The 18,805-nt window shown below is 64.5% G+C and carries 13 protein-coding genes, 1 tRNA gene and 1 pseudogene (1 of these 15 only partly in view); 4 read left to right on the top strand and 11 right to left on the bottom strand.

The window, feature by feature from the left end:
• Positions 1-1,225, bottom strand: a pseudogene (gene gspD / locus ACFE77_RS07065) (type II secretion system secretin GspD); it reaches 1,043 nt to the left of the window's first position.
• Positions 1,222-2,103, bottom strand: coding sequence for a type II secretion system protein N (locus ACFE77_RS07070; protein ID WP_375420925.1), 882 nt, complete (start codon positions 2,101-2,103; stop codon positions 1,222-1,224). Before ACFE77_RS07070 ends, gspD begins: the two are co-directional and overlap by 4 nt.
• Positions 2,104-2,218: 115 nt before the next feature.
• Here ACFE77_RS07070 and ACFE77_RS07075 point away from each other — a divergent pair, with 115 nt between their 5' ends.
• Positions 2,219-2,881 carry a prolyl hydroxylase family protein gene (locus tag ACFE77_RS07075; RefSeq protein WP_375420926.1) on the top strand — a complete coding sequence of 221 codons (663 nt, stop codon included), beginning with the start codon at positions 2,219-2,221 and terminating at the stop codon, positions 2,879-2,881.
• A gap of 149 nt (positions 2,882-3,030) precedes the next feature.
• Here ACFE77_RS07075 and ACFE77_RS07080 read toward each other — a convergent pair whose 3' ends face one another.
• The 5 genes from ACFE77_RS07080 to lon all read right to left on the bottom strand — a co-directional run bounded on the left by ACFE77_RS07080 (position 3,031) and on the right by lon (position 11,019).
• Positions 3,031-5,826 (bottom strand): TonB-dependent receptor domain-containing protein, encoded by a 2,796-nt coding sequence (locus ACFE77_RS07080; protein ID WP_375420927.1) that lies wholly within the window; start codon positions 5,824-5,826, stop codon positions 3,031-3,033.
• A gap of 91 nt (positions 5,827-5,917) precedes the next feature.
• A complete protein-coding gene (locus ACFE77_RS07085) occupies positions 5,918-7,531 on the bottom strand; it encodes a hypothetical protein (protein WP_375420928.1) in 1,614 nt (537 codons plus the stop codon).
• Between the two features lie 421 nt (positions 7,532-7,952).
• A tRNA-Val gene (locus ACFE77_RS07090) sits at positions 7,953-8,027 on the bottom strand.
• A gap of 84 nt (positions 8,028-8,111) precedes the next feature.
• Positions 8,112-8,384 (bottom strand): HU family DNA-binding protein, encoded by a 273-nt coding sequence (locus ACFE77_RS07095; RefSeq protein ID WP_375420929.1) that lies wholly within the window; start codon positions 8,382-8,384, stop codon positions 8,112-8,114.
• Between the two features lie 241 nt (positions 8,385-8,625).
• The gene (gene lon / locus ACFE77_RS07100) at positions 8,626-11,019 is read right to left on the bottom strand and encodes an endopeptidase La (protein WP_375420930.1); all 2,394 of its coding nucleotides are present in this window, start codon (positions 11,017-11,019) and stop codon (positions 8,626-8,628) included.
• Between the two features lie 140 nt (positions 11,020-11,159).
• Here lon and ACFE77_RS07105 point away from each other — a divergent pair, with 140 nt between their 5' ends.
• Positions 11,160-12,875 (top strand): M1 family metallopeptidase, encoded by a 1,716-nt coding sequence (locus tag ACFE77_RS07105; protein WP_375420931.1) that lies wholly within the window; start codon positions 11,160-11,162, stop codon positions 12,873-12,875.
• Positions 12,876-13,496: 621 nt separating this feature from the next.
• Here the strand turns inward: ACFE77_RS07105 and ACFE77_RS07110 are convergent.
• Positions 13,497-14,018, bottom strand: a complete 522-nt coding sequence (locus ACFE77_RS07110) for a PEPxxWA-CTERM sorting domain-containing protein (protein ID WP_375420938.1) — start codon at positions 14,016-14,018, stop codon at positions 13,497-13,499.
• A gap of 12 nt (positions 14,019-14,030) precedes the next feature.
• Between ACFE77_RS07110 and ACFE77_RS07115 the strand changes: the two genes are divergently transcribed.
• Both ACFE77_RS07115 and ACFE77_RS07120 read left to right on the top strand, forming a co-directional pair.
• The gene (locus tag ACFE77_RS07115; protein WP_375420939.1) at positions 14,031-14,777 is read left to right on the top strand and encodes a glycosyltransferase; all 747 of its coding nucleotides are present in this window, start codon (positions 14,031-14,033) and stop codon (positions 14,775-14,777) included.
• Between the two features lie 55 nt (positions 14,778-14,832).
• Entirely contained in the window at positions 14,833-15,957 is a 1,125-nt protein-coding gene (locus tag ACFE77_RS07120; RefSeq protein ID WP_375420932.1) for a glycosyltransferase, read from the top strand.
• A 67-nt stretch (positions 15,958-16,024) separates the two neighbouring features.
• Here the strand turns inward: ACFE77_RS07120 and ACFE77_RS07125 are convergent, their stop codons facing one another.
• The 3 genes from ACFE77_RS07125 to ACFE77_RS07135 all read right to left on the bottom strand — a co-directional run.
• Complete coding sequence (locus tag ACFE77_RS07125) at positions 16,025-16,942, bottom strand: glycosyltransferase family 2 protein (protein ID WP_375420933.1); 918 nt, start codon at positions 16,940-16,942, stop codon at positions 16,025-16,027.
• An 88-nt stretch (positions 16,943-17,030) separates the two neighbouring features.
• Positions 17,031-18,296 carry an ATP-dependent Clp protease ATP-binding subunit ClpX gene (gene clpX / locus ACFE77_RS07130; RefSeq protein WP_375420934.1) on the bottom strand — a complete coding sequence of 422 codons (1,266 nt, stop codon included), beginning with the start codon at positions 18,294-18,296 and terminating at the stop codon, positions 17,031-17,033.
• A 141-nt stretch (positions 18,297-18,437) separates the two neighbouring features.
• On the bottom strand, positions 18,438-18,805 hold a 368-nt coding region (locus tag ACFE77_RS07135; RefSeq protein ID WP_375420935.1), incomplete at its 5' end, for an ATP-dependent Clp protease proteolytic subunit.

An 18,805-nucleotide genomic window follows, 5' to 3' on the forward strand; every position in this document is an offset into this window, starting at 1 on the left:
CGATCGCCTCGATCAGCACCTGTTCGCGGCGGGTATCGAGCTGGCGGACCACCTCCGACAACTGCCGCTGGATGTCCGCGGGTGCGGCGATGACGATCGCATTGGCGCCCGAAAAGCGCGTGACCACCGCCGCGGTACGCCCGCCCTGGGTGGTGATTGCGGGCTCGCCCTGGCCTGCGCCACCACCGCCGGCGGCTTGCGTCTGCTGGGCACCGAAGCCCTGCCCACCGCTGCGGCCGATCCCGCCGGTGTTGCCGCCGAACCCGCCGTTGCTGTTGCCGTTGTTGCCGCTGGCGCCGCCCTGGCCGAAGCTCGACTGCGACAGGCTGGTCTGCGGGATGGGATCGGGCGTCTGCCCGACGAGCTGCTGAAGCACCGGCAGCAGCTGCGCCGCGTCCGCATTCTCCAGGAACACGACCCGGATCTCGGTGCCGCTCTTCGCCTTCTGATCGAGCTCGGCTGCGATCCGCGACAGGTTGGCGACCGTCGCCGCGTCGCCGCGCAACGCGACCGAGTTGGAGCTCTCGATCGCGATCACCGACACCGCGGCGCCGCCCGCGGCGCCCGCACCGCCGCCGCCACCCGCCGCACCGCCGCCGCCGGACAGGCCGGTCAGCGCCGCAGCGATCTCCTTGGCGTTGGCGTTCTTCAGCGCGATCACGCGGGTCGAGGCGTTGTCGGTGTCGATCCGGCGGATAACCTCGCGCACCCGGCGGATATTGTCGGTGAAATCGACGATGACCAGGCTGTTGCTGCCGCGGTTGGCACTGACCGAACCCTGCGCGCTGACCAGCGGCCGTACCGTCTCGACCGCGCTCGCGGCATCGATCGATCGCAACCGGACGATCTCGGTGACGAAGCTGTTGCGCGCCGCGCCCGCGCTGCCGATCCGGCCGGGCTGCGACGCGGCATTGTCGACCGGCTGCACCCGGAACGCACCATTGGCCGACGGCACCGCGACCAGCCCGTTCGACCGCAGGGTCGCCAGGAAGATCTCGAGATATTCGGACCGGCTCAGCGGCCGATCGGTCACCACCGTCACCTTGCCCTGCACCCGGTTGTCGATGATGAAGGTCCGCCCGGTCACCTTCGCGGCATCGGCGATGAAAGCGCGGATGTCGGCATCGCGGACGTTGAGCGTGGTTTGCGCCTGCGCCTGCGCGGCGAGGACGATCGAGAGGACAGGGGCAAGCGACAGGGCCGAGGCCAGGAAAAGCTTCTTCATTTACTCGCAGCGATCGTGATGGCGAGCGGCAGCGTGTTGCTGCCGCGTTCGACTGTTATCGGAATGTTGCCCCCTTTGGCAAAGTCCGTGGTGACGCGTTCGAGGTCGCCCTGCCCGGTTACCGGCCGCCCCCCGATCGAGGTGACGACGTCGCCGTCGCGCAGCCCCGCCTGGCGGAACACTGCGCCCGTACCCTGCGACCTGACCACCAGGCCGCTGATCCGCCCGGAATCGATCCGCGGGATGAAGCCGATCTCGCTGCGCAGCTGCGCGGCCGGTACGCCGCTGGCGGCCGGACCGATCGGCGGCGGCGGTGGTTGCATCGTGCCGGGGCTCTGCACCATCGGCGGCGTGAAGCCGCCCGGCGTCGGCGCCCCGGTCGCCTCGGGCGAAGCCGGCGTCGCGTCCGACTGGACCAGGAACAGATCCTCCTGCGCGCCGCCGCGATCGATCGTGACATGGTCGAACGCCACCGCCTTCAGCGTTACCCCGGGCTGAATCTCGTCGCCCACCGCGATGCTGTTCTGGACACCGTCCGGGCCGGCGATGATCGCCGATCCTCGACCGGAGGCTTCGTCGACACGGATGCCGAACAGCGTGATGGATAGCGCGGTGACCACCGCCGGTCCCTGCTGCGCCTGCTCCAGCCGAAAGAATGGATCGAAGCCCGCCAGGATCGAACCCGGCTGACCCGGCACCACCAACGCCGCCGGACGCCAGTCGCCGAGCGGCGCTACCGGGGTGAGTACCGTCCACACCAGCCGCGCGCCCTGCACCGCCAGGCCGGCGAGCAGCAACAGCTCGGCGACCGAATAGATATTGACGACGGGCAAGCGCCGCAGGATGCGGCTGGCACGCGCGTCGAACTTCAATCGCATACAGGTCCCCGTCCGCGTCTCGGCGCCCACGCAGCCCATCGTACGATGATGCGTCATGCCCCGAAACGGGACGGTAACACCAGCGCCTCATGGAAGCGAGCAACAGATTTATCTCATGGAAAAGCTTAATCTTTCATTAGGTAGCGGGCTGGACTCAGCGCCCGTCGCCGAACGCATCGTCGCCACCCCCGGCGTGCAGCGCGTACCCTCGCCCAAACTCACCTTGTTCGTGAAGCGCGGCTTCATCGACGAAGCGCTCTGCCACGAGGTGATCGCGCGGATCGACGCGGTCCGCCGCCCGTCCACGATCGCGGATGCCAATGGCGACGCCGCCTACCGCACCAGCGAGACCGGCGATCTCGACCCCACCGATCCCGTGGTGATCGAGGTCGAACGCCTGATGGGCGAACTCACCGGCCTCGACCCCACCCACGGCGAGCCGCTCCAGGGCCAGCGCTACGCGGTCGGGCAGGAGTTCAAGGGTCACACCGACTATTTCGAACCGCAGGGCATCGACTTCGAGCGCTATTGCGGGCGATCGGGCAACCGCACCTGGACGGTGATGGTCTACCTCAACGAACCCGCCGCGGGCGGCGCGACCCGATTCAAGGCGATCGACAAGATCGTCCACCCCGAAGCCGGCAAACTGCTCGCCTGGAACAACCGCCGCCCGGACGGCACCCTCAACCCCGCCACGATCCATCACGGCATGAAGGTCCGCAGCGGGGTCAAGTACGTCATCACGAAGTGGTTTCGCGAACTGCCCTGGGTAGGGTGAGCGCCGTTCCGACGATGCACCGTCCTCCTGCGCACGCAGGGGCCCAGGGCAGCGAGCCCGACCGCCGTTCTGCTGGACCCTGGACCCCCGCCTTCGCGGGAGCACAAGACTGAGGCTGATCAGCCGCGCCCAGCATCACGCGCCATCGATCAGAACGTCGTGCTCACCCCCAGCGTGAACACCCGCCCCTGCTTGTAGCGGTTGATGAAGACCTGATTGCCGCCCTCGAACGTCTGCGCCTCCTGATACTTCGTCCCCGTCAGGTTCCGCGCCTCGGCCTTCAATTCCCAGCGTCCGCCGAGCACCTCGAACCCCTGCCGCCCGACCAAGTCGAGCCGGATGCCGGGCTTCTCGATGATGTCGGGCTGGAACCCGACGCCGCTCAGATTAGCGGGCCCGCGGTTGGTCACGCGGTCGCTCGCATAATTGAACAACAGCGTCAGCTGCGACAGCGACCCGGTATCCTCGATCCCCAGTTGCACGTTGACGAGGTGATCCGACTGACCGGTCAGCGGCGCACCGTCGCGGAACTGGGTCGCCGCCGGCCCATAGCCCGCCTGACAGCCGCCGAGCGTCTGGTTAAGCACGTTCGGCACGCACTGCGTGTCCGAGGTGATCGAGCTGTTGGTGTAGGTGTAATTCGCGATCACCACCGCGCGCCGCGTCGTGAAGAAGTCACCCGTGATGAAATCGAGCGGGAAGAACTTCTGGATCTCGACTTCACCGCCATAGAGCCGCGCGCTCGGCAGGTTGGTGAAGCCGGTCTGCAACCGATCGTCCGCGCCGGTGTAGAAACCGACCTGCTCGACCGGATTGTCGATCCGCTTGTAAAAGCCGCCGAGCGTGAAGCGCTGGTCGCGTGCGAAGAACCACTCGTACCGTGCTTCCAGATTGTAGAGCTTCGAATCGCGCAGCAACGGGTTGCCGAAGAACAGCCGATCCGAATCCGGGTCGCGGAACTGCTGCGGCGCCAGCTCGCGGAATTGCGGCCGCGAGATCGTCTTCGACGCGCTCGCCCGCAGCTGCATGTCGCTCTTGAAGTTCCAGGTCAGCGTCGAGGCCGGCAGGAAGTAATCGTTCTTCAACCGCGTCGTCGTGGTGCCGATCGGCGTTACGCGTTCGTCGGCGGTTTCGTACCGCACGCCGATCGTCGCCCGCACGCCGTCGGTCGCCTCGGCCTCGGCCTGGACGTATCCGGCGTGGATCTTCAGCGACGCATCATACGCATAGGCGCCAAGCGGGGTGCTGAATTGCAGCTGGATGTTGTTCGCGTTGAGCGAATCTTCCGACAACAGGTAATCCGGCCGCAGCAGATTATACGGGTACCCCGGTGCGGTGCCGCCGCCACGATCGGTCTGGTAGTTGAACTGGAGCCGCGTGGAATTGCGCTTGGTGTCCGAGTAGTAATAGCCGGTCGACAGCGTGAACGGCCGCTCGGTATCGAGCTTGTAGCTGAGATCGCCCTGCCCGCTGTAGAGGTCCTCCTTCAGCGCGCTGAAGATGATCGACGCGAACGGCGAGAAGCGCTGGGTGACCTGATAGGCGCCGTTGCACTGCGCGCCCTCCGACCCGTTCGGCTCGGTCACCGTGATCGGCAGCCCGGTCGTGGTGGTCGGCGAGCACAGATAGTCGAACTGCCGCTCGTACGGCGCGTTGCGCCTGGAATTGGCATAGGCGCCGCGCAGATCGAGCTTCACCGCGTCGTTGAACTTGAACTCGCCGACGAGCTGGCCCTCGACCAGCTGCCGCTCGAACCAGTTGGTGTTCTGCTGGAAGCGCAGCCCGCTCGGATTGTTGTACAGCGTCGCCGCCGATCCGCGGCCCTGCTTCAGGGTGTCGTGGATGTAGACCGTGGTCGCACGAATCGTGTTCTCGCCGAACTGATAGCCGATGCCGATCAGCGCGTTGGCGACGATCCGGTTGTCGGTCAGCAGCGTCTGAAAATCGTTGCGCAGCGTGCCGTCCTGCGACACCGAATCCTGTTGGGTGGTCGACCGGGTGCGGAACGTGTTGCTCGCGCTCAGCGATGCGACGACGCCGAGCCGGTCGGCACCCAAGTCGAACACCGTGCCGCTGCTGAGCTCGCCCGACCAGTTGGCGGGCAGCTGGTTGTTGCGCTGGAGCAGCGTGGTGTTGGCGTTGGTCAGCTGCGCGACCTGTGCGGTCGGGATGATCCCGGTGCCCTGCGCGGCGTTGCGGATGAACGACGGGACCTTGCGGGTGCCGTCGTCGAATCCGATCCAATCGGCGTCGCCGCCGCCATAGGTATAGCCGAGCTCGCTGGTGGTCGCGGTATCCGCGGAGATCGAGGCACCCGCGGAGATGAAGTTCTTCTCCGGGATCGCCTTGGTGGTCAGGTTGATGACGCCGCCGCCGAACTCGCCGGGGTAGTTCACCGAATAGGTCTTCTGGACCAGCGCCGATCCGACGATGCTGGTCGGGAAGATGTCGAGCGGCACCGACCGGCGCAGCGGCTCGGGGCTCGGCAGCGGCGATCCGTTGAGCAGCGACGACGAATAACGGTCGCCGAGCCCGCGAACGAACACGAAGCCGTTGCCGACGACGCTGAGCCCGGTCACCCGCGTCAGCGCGCCGGCGATGTCGCCTTCGCCGGTCCGCGCGATATCGTCGCTCGACAACACTGAGATCACCTGCGCGGTGGCGCGCACGGTGTTGGGGATGTTGCGCCCGACGACGACGATGTCCTCGCCCGCCGAAGCGTCATAGCCGGGGCTCGAAACCTCGGTTTCCTGCTGCGGATCGCCCGCAGCGCCGTCGCCCGGCGTACCGGCATCGGCCGGCGTCGTCGGCGTCGTCGATGTCTGAGCCGGTGGCGGCGTCGCCGGCGCGGGCGCCGCGCCGCCGCTGGTCTGGGCCAGCACCGCGGGGGCGACCAGCGTCGACGTCAGCAGGAGAAGCGTTCCATAGGCAAGGCGCTTGTGCATGGCCTGGTATCCCGATCTTGAATTCATAGGCGAAGCCGGGGCGGCCTGCGCGACCACCCCGGCTCCACGGCTCGTCATGGACGGTACGGGCTCAGCGGCCCTGGCACGCGAAGTAGATCGAGTTGAACACCGGCGGCCCGACGTCCTGGAGCGCGGCGTCGGCCGGACGTACCGTCGTGCGGCCACCCGCGGTCTGCTCGCCCGCAACGATGTTGACGCAGGCGACACCCGCCGGCGTGCGGATCACGCCGTTGACGAAGGTCATGTCCGCACCGCCGCGCAGCCGGATCGCCGCCGGGGCGAGCGCGGTCTGGATGAAGGTAAAGTTGGCGTAACGCCCGAAGGTGCGCGGGAAGAGATCCTCCGCATTGTTCGAATCGATCTCGGTGGAGAAGGAGTCGTTCGTGGCCGGCGTGATCTTCTGCGCGGTGATCATGAACTGAATGAAGCCGCGATAGCCATTGTCGATGTCGAAGCCGTCATCGTCGGCACCGGTCATCACCATGTACTTAAGGTTGCTCGTTCCGCCGAAGATCTCGACGCCATCGTCGGCCGAATTGTGGCTCTGGATGTGATCGAGAACGGTTCCCGAACCGGTGCCGCCAAGCGTCAGGCCCTGGAGTTCGTTGCCGTCCGTAATCGCGACGCCGCTGTAGCGGATCTGGACGTACTGCATCGCGCCGCTGCTGTCGTTCGCGGTCGGCCCGCCGTAGAAGCGGCCCGTGACCCCCTCGATCGCGGCTTGGCAGGTCTGGCTGCTGCCCTCGGGCGTGTTCGGCCCACTACCGCCCGCGCACACGCCGACGGGTGCACGGCCGAGCAGGATGATGCCGCCCCATTGTCCTTGAGTCGCGTCGCTGACGCCATTGGCGCCGAGGTTCTGCTGCGACGTGAAGATGATCGGCGCGGTTACCGTACCGACTGCGTTGATACGAGCACCGCGGTTGACGAGAAGGACATCGCTGGTCGCCTCGGAGGAGTCGGCGGCGATCACGACGCCGGGCTCGATGGTCAGCACCGCACCGGAATTGGCGCCGGTCGTGCCGACATCGGCTCCGACTTCGGTCTGACCGCGCAAGCGGTAGAATACGCCTGGGATCTTGGGCAGCGTCACCGCGCCGGCGACCGGGGATACGATGCGGCAGGCGCGGAACGTCTGCACCAGGCCATCGTCGATCGTGCCGGTCGGGCAGGCCGCGGTCGCGCCGCCGGTCCCGATCGCGGGAACCGACGTACAGGAAGCACCGGTGCCGCCGAACTGCGCGCTCGACGAGTTGCAGGTCCAGCCCTGGAAGGCGGTGTCGGTCGGCCCGTTGACGGCGCCCACGAAGTTGGTGCTGACGAAGAAGGGGTTCAGCGTCGCGGGGTCGCTTGCCGGCGTCAGCGACGTTGCGCTGGTCGGGTAGATGCCGTTCAGCATGCTCCCCTGGCCGTTGACGTTGTTGTTGCTGCCGGCATTGACCAGCGCGAGTTGCTCGTCGGCAGTGACCGTGATCATGTTCACGGTCGTCGCCGCAGCGAACTGCGCCGCGGTGATCGGCGTGGCCGTCGGTGCCGGCGTAGGCGCCGGTGCCGGTGCCGGCGGGTTGATCACGACCGTGCCCGCCCCCGGAGAAGCGACGCTGTCGGCGCCACCGCAGCTGCCGAGCGCGAGCGCGGCGGCGCTGGTGAGAAGGGTAAGGCTCAAGCGCGTGTAGCTCGCCATGCGGAAGACTCCCGGTCGTATCGTTGCGGTGCGGGCGGAGTGCCCAGCGATCGACTCAGGTCCCCCGACGCCGATCCCGACCCGGCGCCTAGGGGTGGTTCATGACTCTACGATGTGACTTCCGTGACAGTCGGGTTACAGTCGGTGAGCGTGCGACTGGTGCAGTCCCGCTATGGTGCGAGCCCGCGAGCTGCGTCCTCACGATGGGTACACGCGGCGACACCAAGGCACGCTGACGCAGCCACATACTTCCGTCACCCCGGACCTGCTCCGGGGTTCCGCTACTTCTTCAACTGCACCCGCCGAACAGCGGGATCCCAGATCGGGTCCGGGATGACGGACATCGGTGAGATGCCGCGTCGGCGGAACAAGCGCCGACAAGCAAAGAGGCAGGAAACCGGAGCTTCCTGCCTCTCGTAGATGGTGGGCGCGGCTGGGATTGAACCAGCGACCCCTGCGGTGTGAACACAGTGCTCTACCACTGAGCTACGCGCCCGGACGCCCTGGGGCGAAACCGGAGGCGGGCAACTAGTCGCCGCGGCGCCGGCTGTCCAGCCCCGCCGCTACGGTCGCCCGCACCTTAGTTGACCGAATCCTTCAGCCCCTTGCCGGCCTTGAACTTGGGCTGCGTCGATGCCTTGATCGTCATCGGCTCGCCGGTTCGCGGATTGCGGCCGGTCGACGCCTTGCGCTTGGAAATCGAGAACGTGCCGAAACCCACCAGACGCACCTCGTCACCCTTCTTCAGGCTCACGGAGATCGCGTCGAATACCGCTTCGACCGCCTTGGATGCGTCGCCCTTGGTCAAGCCGGACGTGTCCGCGACCGTCGCGATCAGCTCCATCTTATTCATCAACTACCCCCGTGGAAAATCGTCGGCCGCTGCCACACGAGAATCGTTGGCGCAGCCGAGCGCCTAATAAGGCGGTCCCGCGGACCCGAGTCAATCCAATCCGCCCCGCTCGACGGCTCGTCTCGGCGTGCTCCCATAGGGGCAGGCCGATGATGCTGCCGCAGCGAGACGATACCCACCTAGCCGAATAGCCGGACCGCGCCGCTAACCTAAGTCAACGAATCGGTCCGGCCCGGCCGCATCAATGGTGAAGTTCGCCGCCGACCGGCGCGATCGGCGCCGGCGGCAGTGCCGCAAGCTCGTCCGCATCGGTCCAGGTGATCGCCTCCAGCGGCTCGGTGAGCGCCAGCCGCAGCACCTCGTCGACATGGCTGACCGGGATGATCGTCAGCCCGTCCTTGATGTTCTGCGGGATCTCGGCAAGGTCCTTCTCGTTCTCCTGCGGGATCAGCACCGTCTCGATGCCGCCCCGCAGCGCCGCCAACAGCTTCTCCTTCAACCCCCCGATCGGCAGCACGCGACCGCGCAGCGTCACCTCCCCCGTCATCGCGATCTCGCGCTTCACCGGCACCCCGGTCAGCGTCGAGACAATCGAGGTTACGATGCCGATCCCCGCCGACGGGCCGTCCTTGGGCACCGCGCCCTCTGGCAGATGGATGTGGATGTCCTTGCGCGCGAACAGGCTCGGCTTGATGCCGTAGCTCGGGCTCCGCGCCTTCACGAAGCTGAACGCGGTCTCGATCGACTCCTTCATCACGTCGCCAAGCTTGCCCGTCACCTTCGCCGCACCCTTGCCGGGCACGGTGACGCTCTCGATCGTGAGCAGCTCGCCGCCAACCTCGGTCCAGGCCAACCCGGTCACCGCGCCGATCTGATGCTCGGTCTCGCTCAGCCCATGGCGGTACTTCTGCACGCCTGCATAGTCGCCGAGATTGTCGGGCGTGATCACCACGCTCGCCATCTTGCCCTCGAGGATACGCCGCAGCGCCTTACGCGCCAGCTTGGCGATCTCGCGCTCCAGCGTCCGCACGCCGGCCTCACGCGTGTAGCGCTGGATCAGCGCCCGCAACCCGTCCTGGGTCAGCTCGAACTCGCCGGGCTTCAGCCCGTGCGCCTCGATCTGCTTGGCGATCAGGTGGCGCTCCGCGATCTCGACCTTCTCGTCCTCGGTATAACCTTCCAGCCGGATGATCTCCATTCGATCGAGCAGCGGCTGCGGCAGGTTCAGCGTGTTCGCGGTAGTCACGAACATCACGTCCGAGAGGTCGATATCGACCTCCAGATAATGATCCTGGAACTTGCTGTTCTGTTCCGGATCGAGCACCTCGAGCAGTGCCGACGCCGGATCACCGCGGAAATCCTGGCCGAGCTTGTCGATCTCGTCGAGCAGGAACAACGGGTTCGACGTCCCCGCCTTCTTTAAATTGGTGACGATCTTGCCCGGCAGCGAGCCGATATACGTCCGGCGATGGCCACGGATCTCCGCCTCGTCACGCACCCCGCCCAGCGATTGGCGGATGAATTCGCGCCCCGTCGCCTTGGCGATCGACTTGCCGAGGCTGGTCTTGCCGACACCCGGCGGGCCGACGAGGCACAGGATCGGCCCCTTCAGCTTGTTGGTGCGTGCCTGGACCGCGAGATACTCGACGATCCGGTCCTTCACCTTCTCCAGCGCATAGTGGTCCTCGTCCAACGTCAGCTGCGCCGCCGCGATGTCCTTCTTTATCTTGGACTTCTTACCCCAGGGCAGGCCCAGCAGCACGTCGAGATAGTTGCGCACCACGGTCGCCTCGGCGCTCATCGGCGCCATGGTCTTCAGCTTCTTAAGCTCCGCCGTCGCCTTTGACCGCGCTTCCTTCGACAGCTTCAGCGTGGCGATCTTCTGGGTCAGCTCCGCGATCTCGTCGCCGTCGCCCTCATCGCCCTCGTTACCGAGTTCGCGCTGGATCGCCTTCAATTGCTCGTTGAGATAATATTCGCGCTGGGTCTTCTCCATCTGGCGCTTGACCCGGCTTTTGATCTTCTTCTCGACCTGCAGAACGCCGAGTTCGCCTTCCATCAACGCGAACGCCATCTCCAGCCGCTTGGCCGGATCAAGCTCGACCAGCAGCGCCTGCTTGTCGGCAACCTTTACCGAAATGTTGGCCATCACCGCGTCGGACAGCTTGCCGGCATCCTCCAACTCGCCGAGCTGCACCGCGGTCTCCGCAGGCAGCTTGCGATTAAGCTTGGCGTAGTTCTCGAACTGATCGACCACCGACCGCATCAGCGCAGCGACCTTGGTCCCCTCGGCCTCGAGATCCTCGACCGGGTCGATCGTCGCGGTCAGGAACTCGCCCGCCTCGACCAACTCGTTCAGGCGGCCGCGCGCCTTACCCTCGACCAGCACGCGCACCGTGCCGTCGGGGAGCTTCAACAGCTGCAGCACCGTCGCGGTAACGCCGATCTCGTACAGGTCCTCGCGCGCGGGATCGTCCTGCGCCGGGTCGAGCTGTGCGACGAGAAATATCTCCTTGTCCGCCGCCATCGCGGCCTCGAGAGCCGCGACCGATTTGTCGCGGCCGACGAACAGCGGCACGATCATGTGCGGGAAGACGACGATGTCACGCAGGGGAAGGACGGGATAATGGGTCATGCATACTCCGGTGGGCGCGCCCACGCGCCCCGCTACGGTCATATATATGGGGAGCGGCCGCGATCCATCAATCATCCTTGTCTTCGCTTCGACGACGCGCGAAACGACCCGCTTCACCACCTCCGGGGGCTGCCACCCAGATGATCTTTCGCTTGTCGTTCGCTGCCGCCCTGCTCGCCGCCACCGCCCTGCCCCAGGTTGCCAACGCGTCGGAACCCGGAAAGCCCGCGATCACGCCGCAGACCGCGCAATCCGGCGGGGTGCTCGATCCGGTGCAGAAGAAGCTCCGCCTCGACACCGTCGATCTCGCGATCGAAGTCGATCCCGAGCGTGAGGTGATCAACGGCGTCGCCACGCTCAACATGACGACGCTAGCCCGCACCGACCGCGTCGTCGTCGATCTCGACAAGAACTTCACCGTCACGTCGGTCACGATCGACGGTGTCGATGCCGCGAGCTTCGCCAACCCCGAAGGGCGGATGACGATAAAGCTCGTCAAGCGCGTCCCCGCCGAGACCAAGCTGGCGGTCAGGATCGTCTATGGCGGCCGGCCGCACGTCGCGGTGCGCGCGCCATGGGATGGCGGCTTCGTCTGGTCCAAGACCAAGGACGGGCAGCCCTGGGTCGGGTCTGCCATGCAAATGGAGGGATGCGACCTCGTCTGGCCGTGTATCGATTACCCGACCTACGAGCCCGAGAAGATCGATCTCCACATCACCGTGCCGAAGGGGTTGAAGGCGCCCGCCAACGGCAAGCTGCTCGGAGTCGAGATGCTCCCCGATGGTCGATCGATCTGGAACTGGCAGGCGCGCAATCCGACGCTGTACGGCGTGTCGCTGAGCGTCGGTCCTTATGAAGAGCTGAGCGGCACCTATAAGAGCCGCTTCGGTAACGAGATCCCGCTCTTCTACTGGTATCTGCCGGGCGAGAAGGAAAAGGCCGAGAAGCTGTTCGGCGAGTTCGCGCCGACGCTCGACTTCTTCGAACGCACGATCGGCCCCTACCCCTTCGCGGACCAGAAGGTCGGCGTCGTCGAGACGCCGTACAAGGGCATGGAGCACCAGACGATCAATGCTTACGGCAATGAATATGCGAAGACGCAGTGGGGCTTCGACGACCTTTTCCAGCATGAATTCGCGCATGAATGGTTCGCCAACCAACTGACCGCCGCGAACTGGGACGATATGTGGCTCCACGAGGGCTTCGCCGCCTATATGCAGCCGCTCTACGGTCGATGGCTGGCCGGTGACGCCACCTATGACGCGATGATGCTAGCGAGCCGCCCGGGCATCCAGTCGAGATCGCCGCTGGTCGCAGGCAAGCCGCAGACTGCCGAAGACGTCTTCGAAAAGCAGCCCGGCCGCGGCGGCGACATCTACACCAAGGGATCCTGGGCGCTCCACACGCTGCGCCATCTGGTCGGCGACAAGGCGTTCTTCGACTGGGTGAAGCTTATGGTCTACGGCCGGACCGATCCCGCCCCCGGCAATTTCACCCCGGTCTACCGCACCACGGCCGAGGCGATCGCGGCGTTGAAGCAGGTCACCGGCAGCGATTATGGCTGGTTCTTCGACGTCTATCTCTACCAGGCGCCGCTGCCGCAACTGATCCAGACCCGCAGCGGCGACCGTCTGACCCTCCGATGGAAGACCGCGGGCGAAAAGCCCTTCCCGCTGCCCGTCGACGTCCAGATCGGCGACCGGGTTCAGACCGTCGCGATGACCCGCAACACCGGCTCCCTCGACGTCCCCGCGGACGCGCACGTCGTAATCGACCCGATGAGCAGGATCCTGCAGCAATCGAACACGATCGATGCGTTTCAGGCCTGGAAGGCCGGCAAGCCGACGGCGAAGTGATCGGTAGCGGCTTCGGCGCGGCTGGGCAGGTGGGGTTCAGCTAAGTTGTTTCGTGCTGAACTGCGTGTGAGTAGCCGCCGCGGAAGCGAGCCAAGACGATCACGGAGGATCAGCCTCGCTGCGCTGCCGTCACCTTCGTTATCTCGACAACTAATCACAGCCGGTCGGACGAAAAACGAGCAACGCCGAGATCATGCGGCTCTCATGACGCGACGGCCCTGCGCGACTAGAGCGGTCAAAACGAGATAGGGCAACAAACGTCTAAGGCTCGCAACTCATCTCGCAAGCGCACAATATGCGAGGTAACCTGAACGCCATCGAGGGTAGTGATGTCGCTCCGCTGAACTACACGCCGGGCAAGCCTACCCGCATGTCGCCTTCAAAGGAGCACCGCGACGCTCGATGCAGCAGGCCGCGCAAATTTCTAGCGAGCGTCGAGCCTCAATCGCCGTCCACCAAATATCGCGCGCAGCGCTGTGGACATCGATCATAGAACACCGCGAACGGGGCACCGATTCTCAATCGCAGCTAATGCAACAACAAAAAGCCCGGCCCGCCGCTTCGATCGAAGCAGCAGCCGGGCCGTGTCGTCACCGATCCCGAAGGATCAAGCGGCGAGAATTACGCGTAAACGACGCGAACGTTGCTGCGGCGACGCGAGCGCATCGCCTGACCGACCAGACCGAAGCCGATCAGCATCATCATCCAGGTCGACGGCTCAGGAACCGCGAACACCACGTTATCAACTTCGAGCGCCGGACGGCTGCTCAGGAAGCGGATGCCGCTGATCGTTTCGCCAGCAGCGGCCTTGAAGGTGATGCGGCGGTTTGTCGACGGCAACGACTGGTTGCCGTTGGCATCAGCCGTGAACTGCGCACCGGTGAAGGTCTGCAGGACAGTGCCGGCGCCGGTGAGGATCTGCACGGTGTTGAACGAGTCGATCGAGCCGAGGAAGATGCTCACGCTCGAATACGCAAGCGCCGAGACCAGCGTGGCCGTACCGCCCGCACCGACCGCGAGGTAGCGGCTGCTGTCGGAGAACGCAGGTGCTGCGCGCTGGCCGCTGATGTTACCGGATGCGACGGCGTAACCGCTGCCCGACAGCGAGAAGCCAGCGGGCGCCGAACCGACGGCACTAAGCAACGTCTTGCCGAGATCGAAGACGATCGTATCCGTGTCATCTTGAACGACACGAACGGCGGGTTCGCCGCTGGCACGAACATCGGCATTAGGGAAGCTCTACGAGCCGGCGCAGCGTCGGTCCTCCTGATGAATAACGACACTGTCTTCGACGACTCTCTATTTGGCGGGCTGTTGTCCGAACTGGCGGCTACCAAGGCGGACGCGATCTCTCCCGTGATCGTCTTCGAACATGATCCCACGATGATCTGGTATGCGGGTGGCCACTTGGACTGGACGCGTGGTGTGAAGGTCATCCACGAACATTTCGAACGCCCGGTCGAAATGGCGGGAACCGCCCCGTTCGTAACCAGCTTCTGCCCTGCCTGCTGCATGCTATTCACGCGTTCTGCGATGGAAACGGCAGGTCTGCTCGACGAAGACTTCTTCGTCTATTGGGAGGATGCCGAACACTGCCTGCGCATGAGCGCTGCTGGTCTCAAGATCATGGTGACTCCGAAGCTTCGCATCCTGCACAAGGCCAGCATCCTGACGGGCGGGATGCTGTCGGATTTCTCGCTCCATCAGCAGTATCAAAACCGAATGATCCTGCTCCGGAAGACAGGTAATCCGCTGATCACAGCCTATGGGGTCGCAGTCGTCGGCGCAGCCGTCGCGGGTCGCTTTCTCCTGAAAGGAGACTCCCGACGCGGGGCATGGCTCCGGGCAAAGGCAATGTGGTCGGGTTTGCGCAGGCCGTTGCAGCAACGACCGCCCTTATGATGATAGCGACATGGCGATTGGGTGCAGCAATCAGCCGGACAGAGGCGATCGGCCGATGAAGATACTCTACATGACGCTAGCCAGAATCGGCGATCGATCCTTCGGCGGAGCGATGCGGGCAAACTATATTTACGATGCCCTGCGTGAGGTGGCAGAGGTGGAAACGCTGGTCATCCACGGCGGCCCGACATTCTCGCTCGACGAGCAAATGGACGATCGCGGTATCCGCACCGCGCTGATCAGCCGGTGGGGCTTGTCGATCGGTGCACTACGGCAACGAGCGTTGCTGAAACGCTGGATAGCTTCGGCGATCCGGTTGGGCAGCTATGACCTGATCGTCGCGCAATATGTCGGCATCGCCGGCTTGGTGCCTGCCGGGGAACGTGACCGGCTGATCTTCGACGCCGACGATTTCGTGAAGTCGGCCGTTGCCGGAACCAGGCAATCACCCGCCGACCGGCTGAAGCTTCGCGTGCGCAACTTGGTCGCGCGACGGCTCGCGAGACAGGCACTGCACGTCTGGTATTCCAATCCCACTCCCGAGCATTCGCCCCCGAGCGAACGGAAGAGCTGGCTCCCGAACGTCGTAGCATTACCGGACGCTGAGCGGCTGCGACTATCGCCGACGCCCGGCCGGGTGCTGATGGTGGGATTCTTCTCCCACAAACCGAACATCGACGGTTTGCGCTGGTTCTGCACGAACGTCTGGCCCGATGTCTTGGCAAGCGTGCCGGAAGCGAAGCTGCACGCGGTGGGCCGATACGAAGAGGCCGACGCGGCGTCGCTGCCCTGCGTAAATTTCCTCGGCTATGTTCCCGATCTTCCTACCGCCTATGACGAAGCCGCGCTCGTGATCGCGCCCGTCATTTCAGGCGGTGGGACGCAGATCAAGGTGATCGATGCGCTCGCCCATGGCCAGCCCACCTTGGTGTCCTCATTCGCCCATGCGGGCTTCGCGGACGATCTCCACGACGGCGAGCACCTGCTCGTTGCTTCGTCACCGCAGGAATGGATCGAACGCTGCATCTGGGCCCTACGCAGTCCCGAGCAGATCGCAACCGTAGCAGAACGAGGCGAGGCGATCGTGCGGCGCATCTATGGTTCGGAGCGGCTAAAAGCGTTGGTGAAGGACACGATCATCCATTTGAGACAAAGCGCTTCATCGCGGTCGAAACTGTAGGAGCCCGTCACTCACATCCGCCAATCAACGCCGCCTGAGCTCTCGATCCATATGCGTCGACTATAGATCAGTTGCTGGGCCCTTTCCTTGGCATCAGAGCAGTGAGCGCAACCGACTTCAAAAAATTATCTCTCGTGTGAGCGCCCCGCAATGTCAGCAATCGGTCGATTGCGCCACGGTGGAGAACATCCCCGAATAGCTGCCTAGCGCTCGGAGGCATCACGTCGTCGAACCGTTCGCCAAAGATCGCGAGTGTCGCACAAGTCGATGCCGCTGATCGCCTGTAATCTTTGATCCGGTTGGACGGTGCACTTATGCGGTCCAGCCACTTGGCTGTGAGCGTCCGCTTGGAAGGTGCACCCAGCGCGTTGCTGCCGTGCTGACGATAGAGAACCAACGGTTCGTCGACGAAAGCGATGACACCAAAGGTTGCAGCGACCAAAGCTAACCACCAATCGTGCATCATCACACCCTGGGGGATCGGCATCGCGCGCTGCAGTAATGCATCGTTGATCAACATCGCGCATCCCGGAACGTGATTGTTGATCATCAAGTCACACAGCCGGAGATCGTTCTTTCTGTTGAACGCACCTCCCACGAAACTTTCATCGATCACCTTCAGCTCGGAATCTACGACGCGCAAATCACTGAACACCATGATCGGAACGCCAGGAGCGGCACGCTCTCGCTCCTCCATTACGGACATCAACTTGGCTATCTTATCGGGCAACCACACATCGTCCTGATCCGCCAGGACAGCATAGCGCTGAGTGATTTTGGAAAGTGCGTGGTTGAAGTTGCCGACGGCCCCGGATGGACCCGCATTTCGGTGCATTTGGGCTTGCGGCCACATGTGCTCGATCTTCGCCACGGTCCCATCTTTCGACCCGTCATCGGAAACGATCAGCTCGACCGAAGGATAGCTCTGCTCCCGTAGAGACGCCAGGAACGGCTCAATGAACCGTTCGCCGTTGTAGGTGGCCAAGGCAACGCCGACGGCTCTCAAGACCGTCTGCTACATGCCATGGCCGCCCCGACTTCGTGCACCGCCGCCCCCGCAACGTCTCGTAAGATCAAGCCGCGTCGCCCGCCTTCTTCTTCTCTGCATATACGCGGATCGGCTCCTTGCGGCCTTCGATCACGTCCTTGTCGATCATCACCTCGTCGACTCCGTCCATGCCGGGCAGTTCGAACATTGTGTCGAGCAGGATCGCCTCCAGGATCGAGCGCAACCCTCGCGCACCCGTCTTGCGATCGATCGCCTTGCGCGCGACTTGGACCAAGGCGTCGTCGGTGAAGCCGAGTTCGACCTCCTCCATCTCGAACAGCTTCTGGTACTGCTTGACCAGTGCGTTCTTCGGCTCGCTCAGGATCTTCACGAGCGCGTCGATGTCGAGATCCTCGAGCGTCGCGATTACCGGCAAGCGGCCGACGAACTCGGGGATCAGCCCAAACTTCAGCAGATCCTCGGGCTCGGTCTGGCGCAGCATCTCGCCGGTGCGGCGTTCCTCGGGCGCGGCGACATAGGCGCCGAACCCGATCGACTTGCCCTGCAGGCGATCGCCGATGATCTTTTCCAGCCCGCTGAACGCGCCGCCGCAAATGAACAGGATGTTGGTCGTGTCGACCTGCAGGAACTCTTGCTGCGGATGCTTCCGCCCGCCCTGCGGGGGCACGCTGGCGGTGGTGCCTTCCATCAGCTTGAGCAGCGCCTGCTGGACGCCCTCGCCCGATACGTCGCGCGTGATCGACGGGTTCTCGGCCTTGCGGCTGATCTTGTCGATCTCGTCGATATAGACAATGCCGCGCTGCGCCCGCTCGACATTATAGTCCGACGCCTGGAGCAGCTTCAGGATGATGTTCTCGACATCCTCGCCGACATAGCCGGCCTCGGTGAGCGTCGTCGCATCGGCCATCGTGAACGGCACATCGAGAATGCGAGCGAGCGTCTGGGCGAGCAGCGTCTTGCCGCACCCGGTCGGCCCGACCAGCAGGATGTTCGACTTGGCGAGCTCGACATCGGCACCCTTTGCGCCGTGGTTTAGTCGCTTGTAATGGTTGTGCACCGCTACCGACAGCACGCGCTTGGCCTGCTTCTGCCCAATGACATAGTCGTCGAGCACGTTGCAGATCTCCTGCGGAGTCGGGACGCCGCCGTCCTTCTTGCTGACCAGCGCCGACTTCGTCTCCTCGCGGATGATGTCGTTGCACAGCTCCACGCACTCGTCGCAGATGAAGACGGTGGGTCCGGCGATCAGCTTACGGACCTCGTGCTGCGACTTGCCGCAGAAGGAGCAATAAAGGGTGCTCTTCGAGTCGCCGCCGCTCAACTTCGTCATTCAATCACCTCTCGCGCTAGGCGCGACTTGAACCGGACGCCACGGGAAGGAGTCCCGCGGTGTCGTGGGCCGGACATGGTAACCCGGCCCCTACGCATTCGACAATGCCAAAAAAGGGCTATCGTCGAACCACTTGGCCGATCAGGCCGCCTTGGCCATCTCGTCCGTCGGCGCCGGGCGCTTGTCGAACACCTCGTCGATCAACCCGAACGTCTTGGCATCTTCCGCCGACATGAACTTGTCGCGATCCATCGCGTGCTCGATCTCAGCGAGCGGCTTGCCGGTGTATTTGGCGTACAGCGTGTTGAGATCGTGCCGCATCCGCAGGATCTCGCGCGCCTGGATCTCGATGTCCGCCGCCATGCCCTGGGCCCCGCCCGACGGCTGATGGATCATGATCCGGCTGTTGGTGGTCGCCACCCGCATGCCCGGCTCGCCCGCCGACAACAGGAAGCTGCCCATCGACGCCGCCTGACCAATGCACAGGGTGCCGACCCGCGGCCGGATAT

Source organism: uncultured Sphingomonas sp., from assembly GCF_964243315.1.
In the GTDB taxonomy this organism is placed as follows: Bacteria; Pseudomonadota; Alphaproteobacteria; order Sphingomonadales; family Sphingomonadaceae; genus Sphingomonas.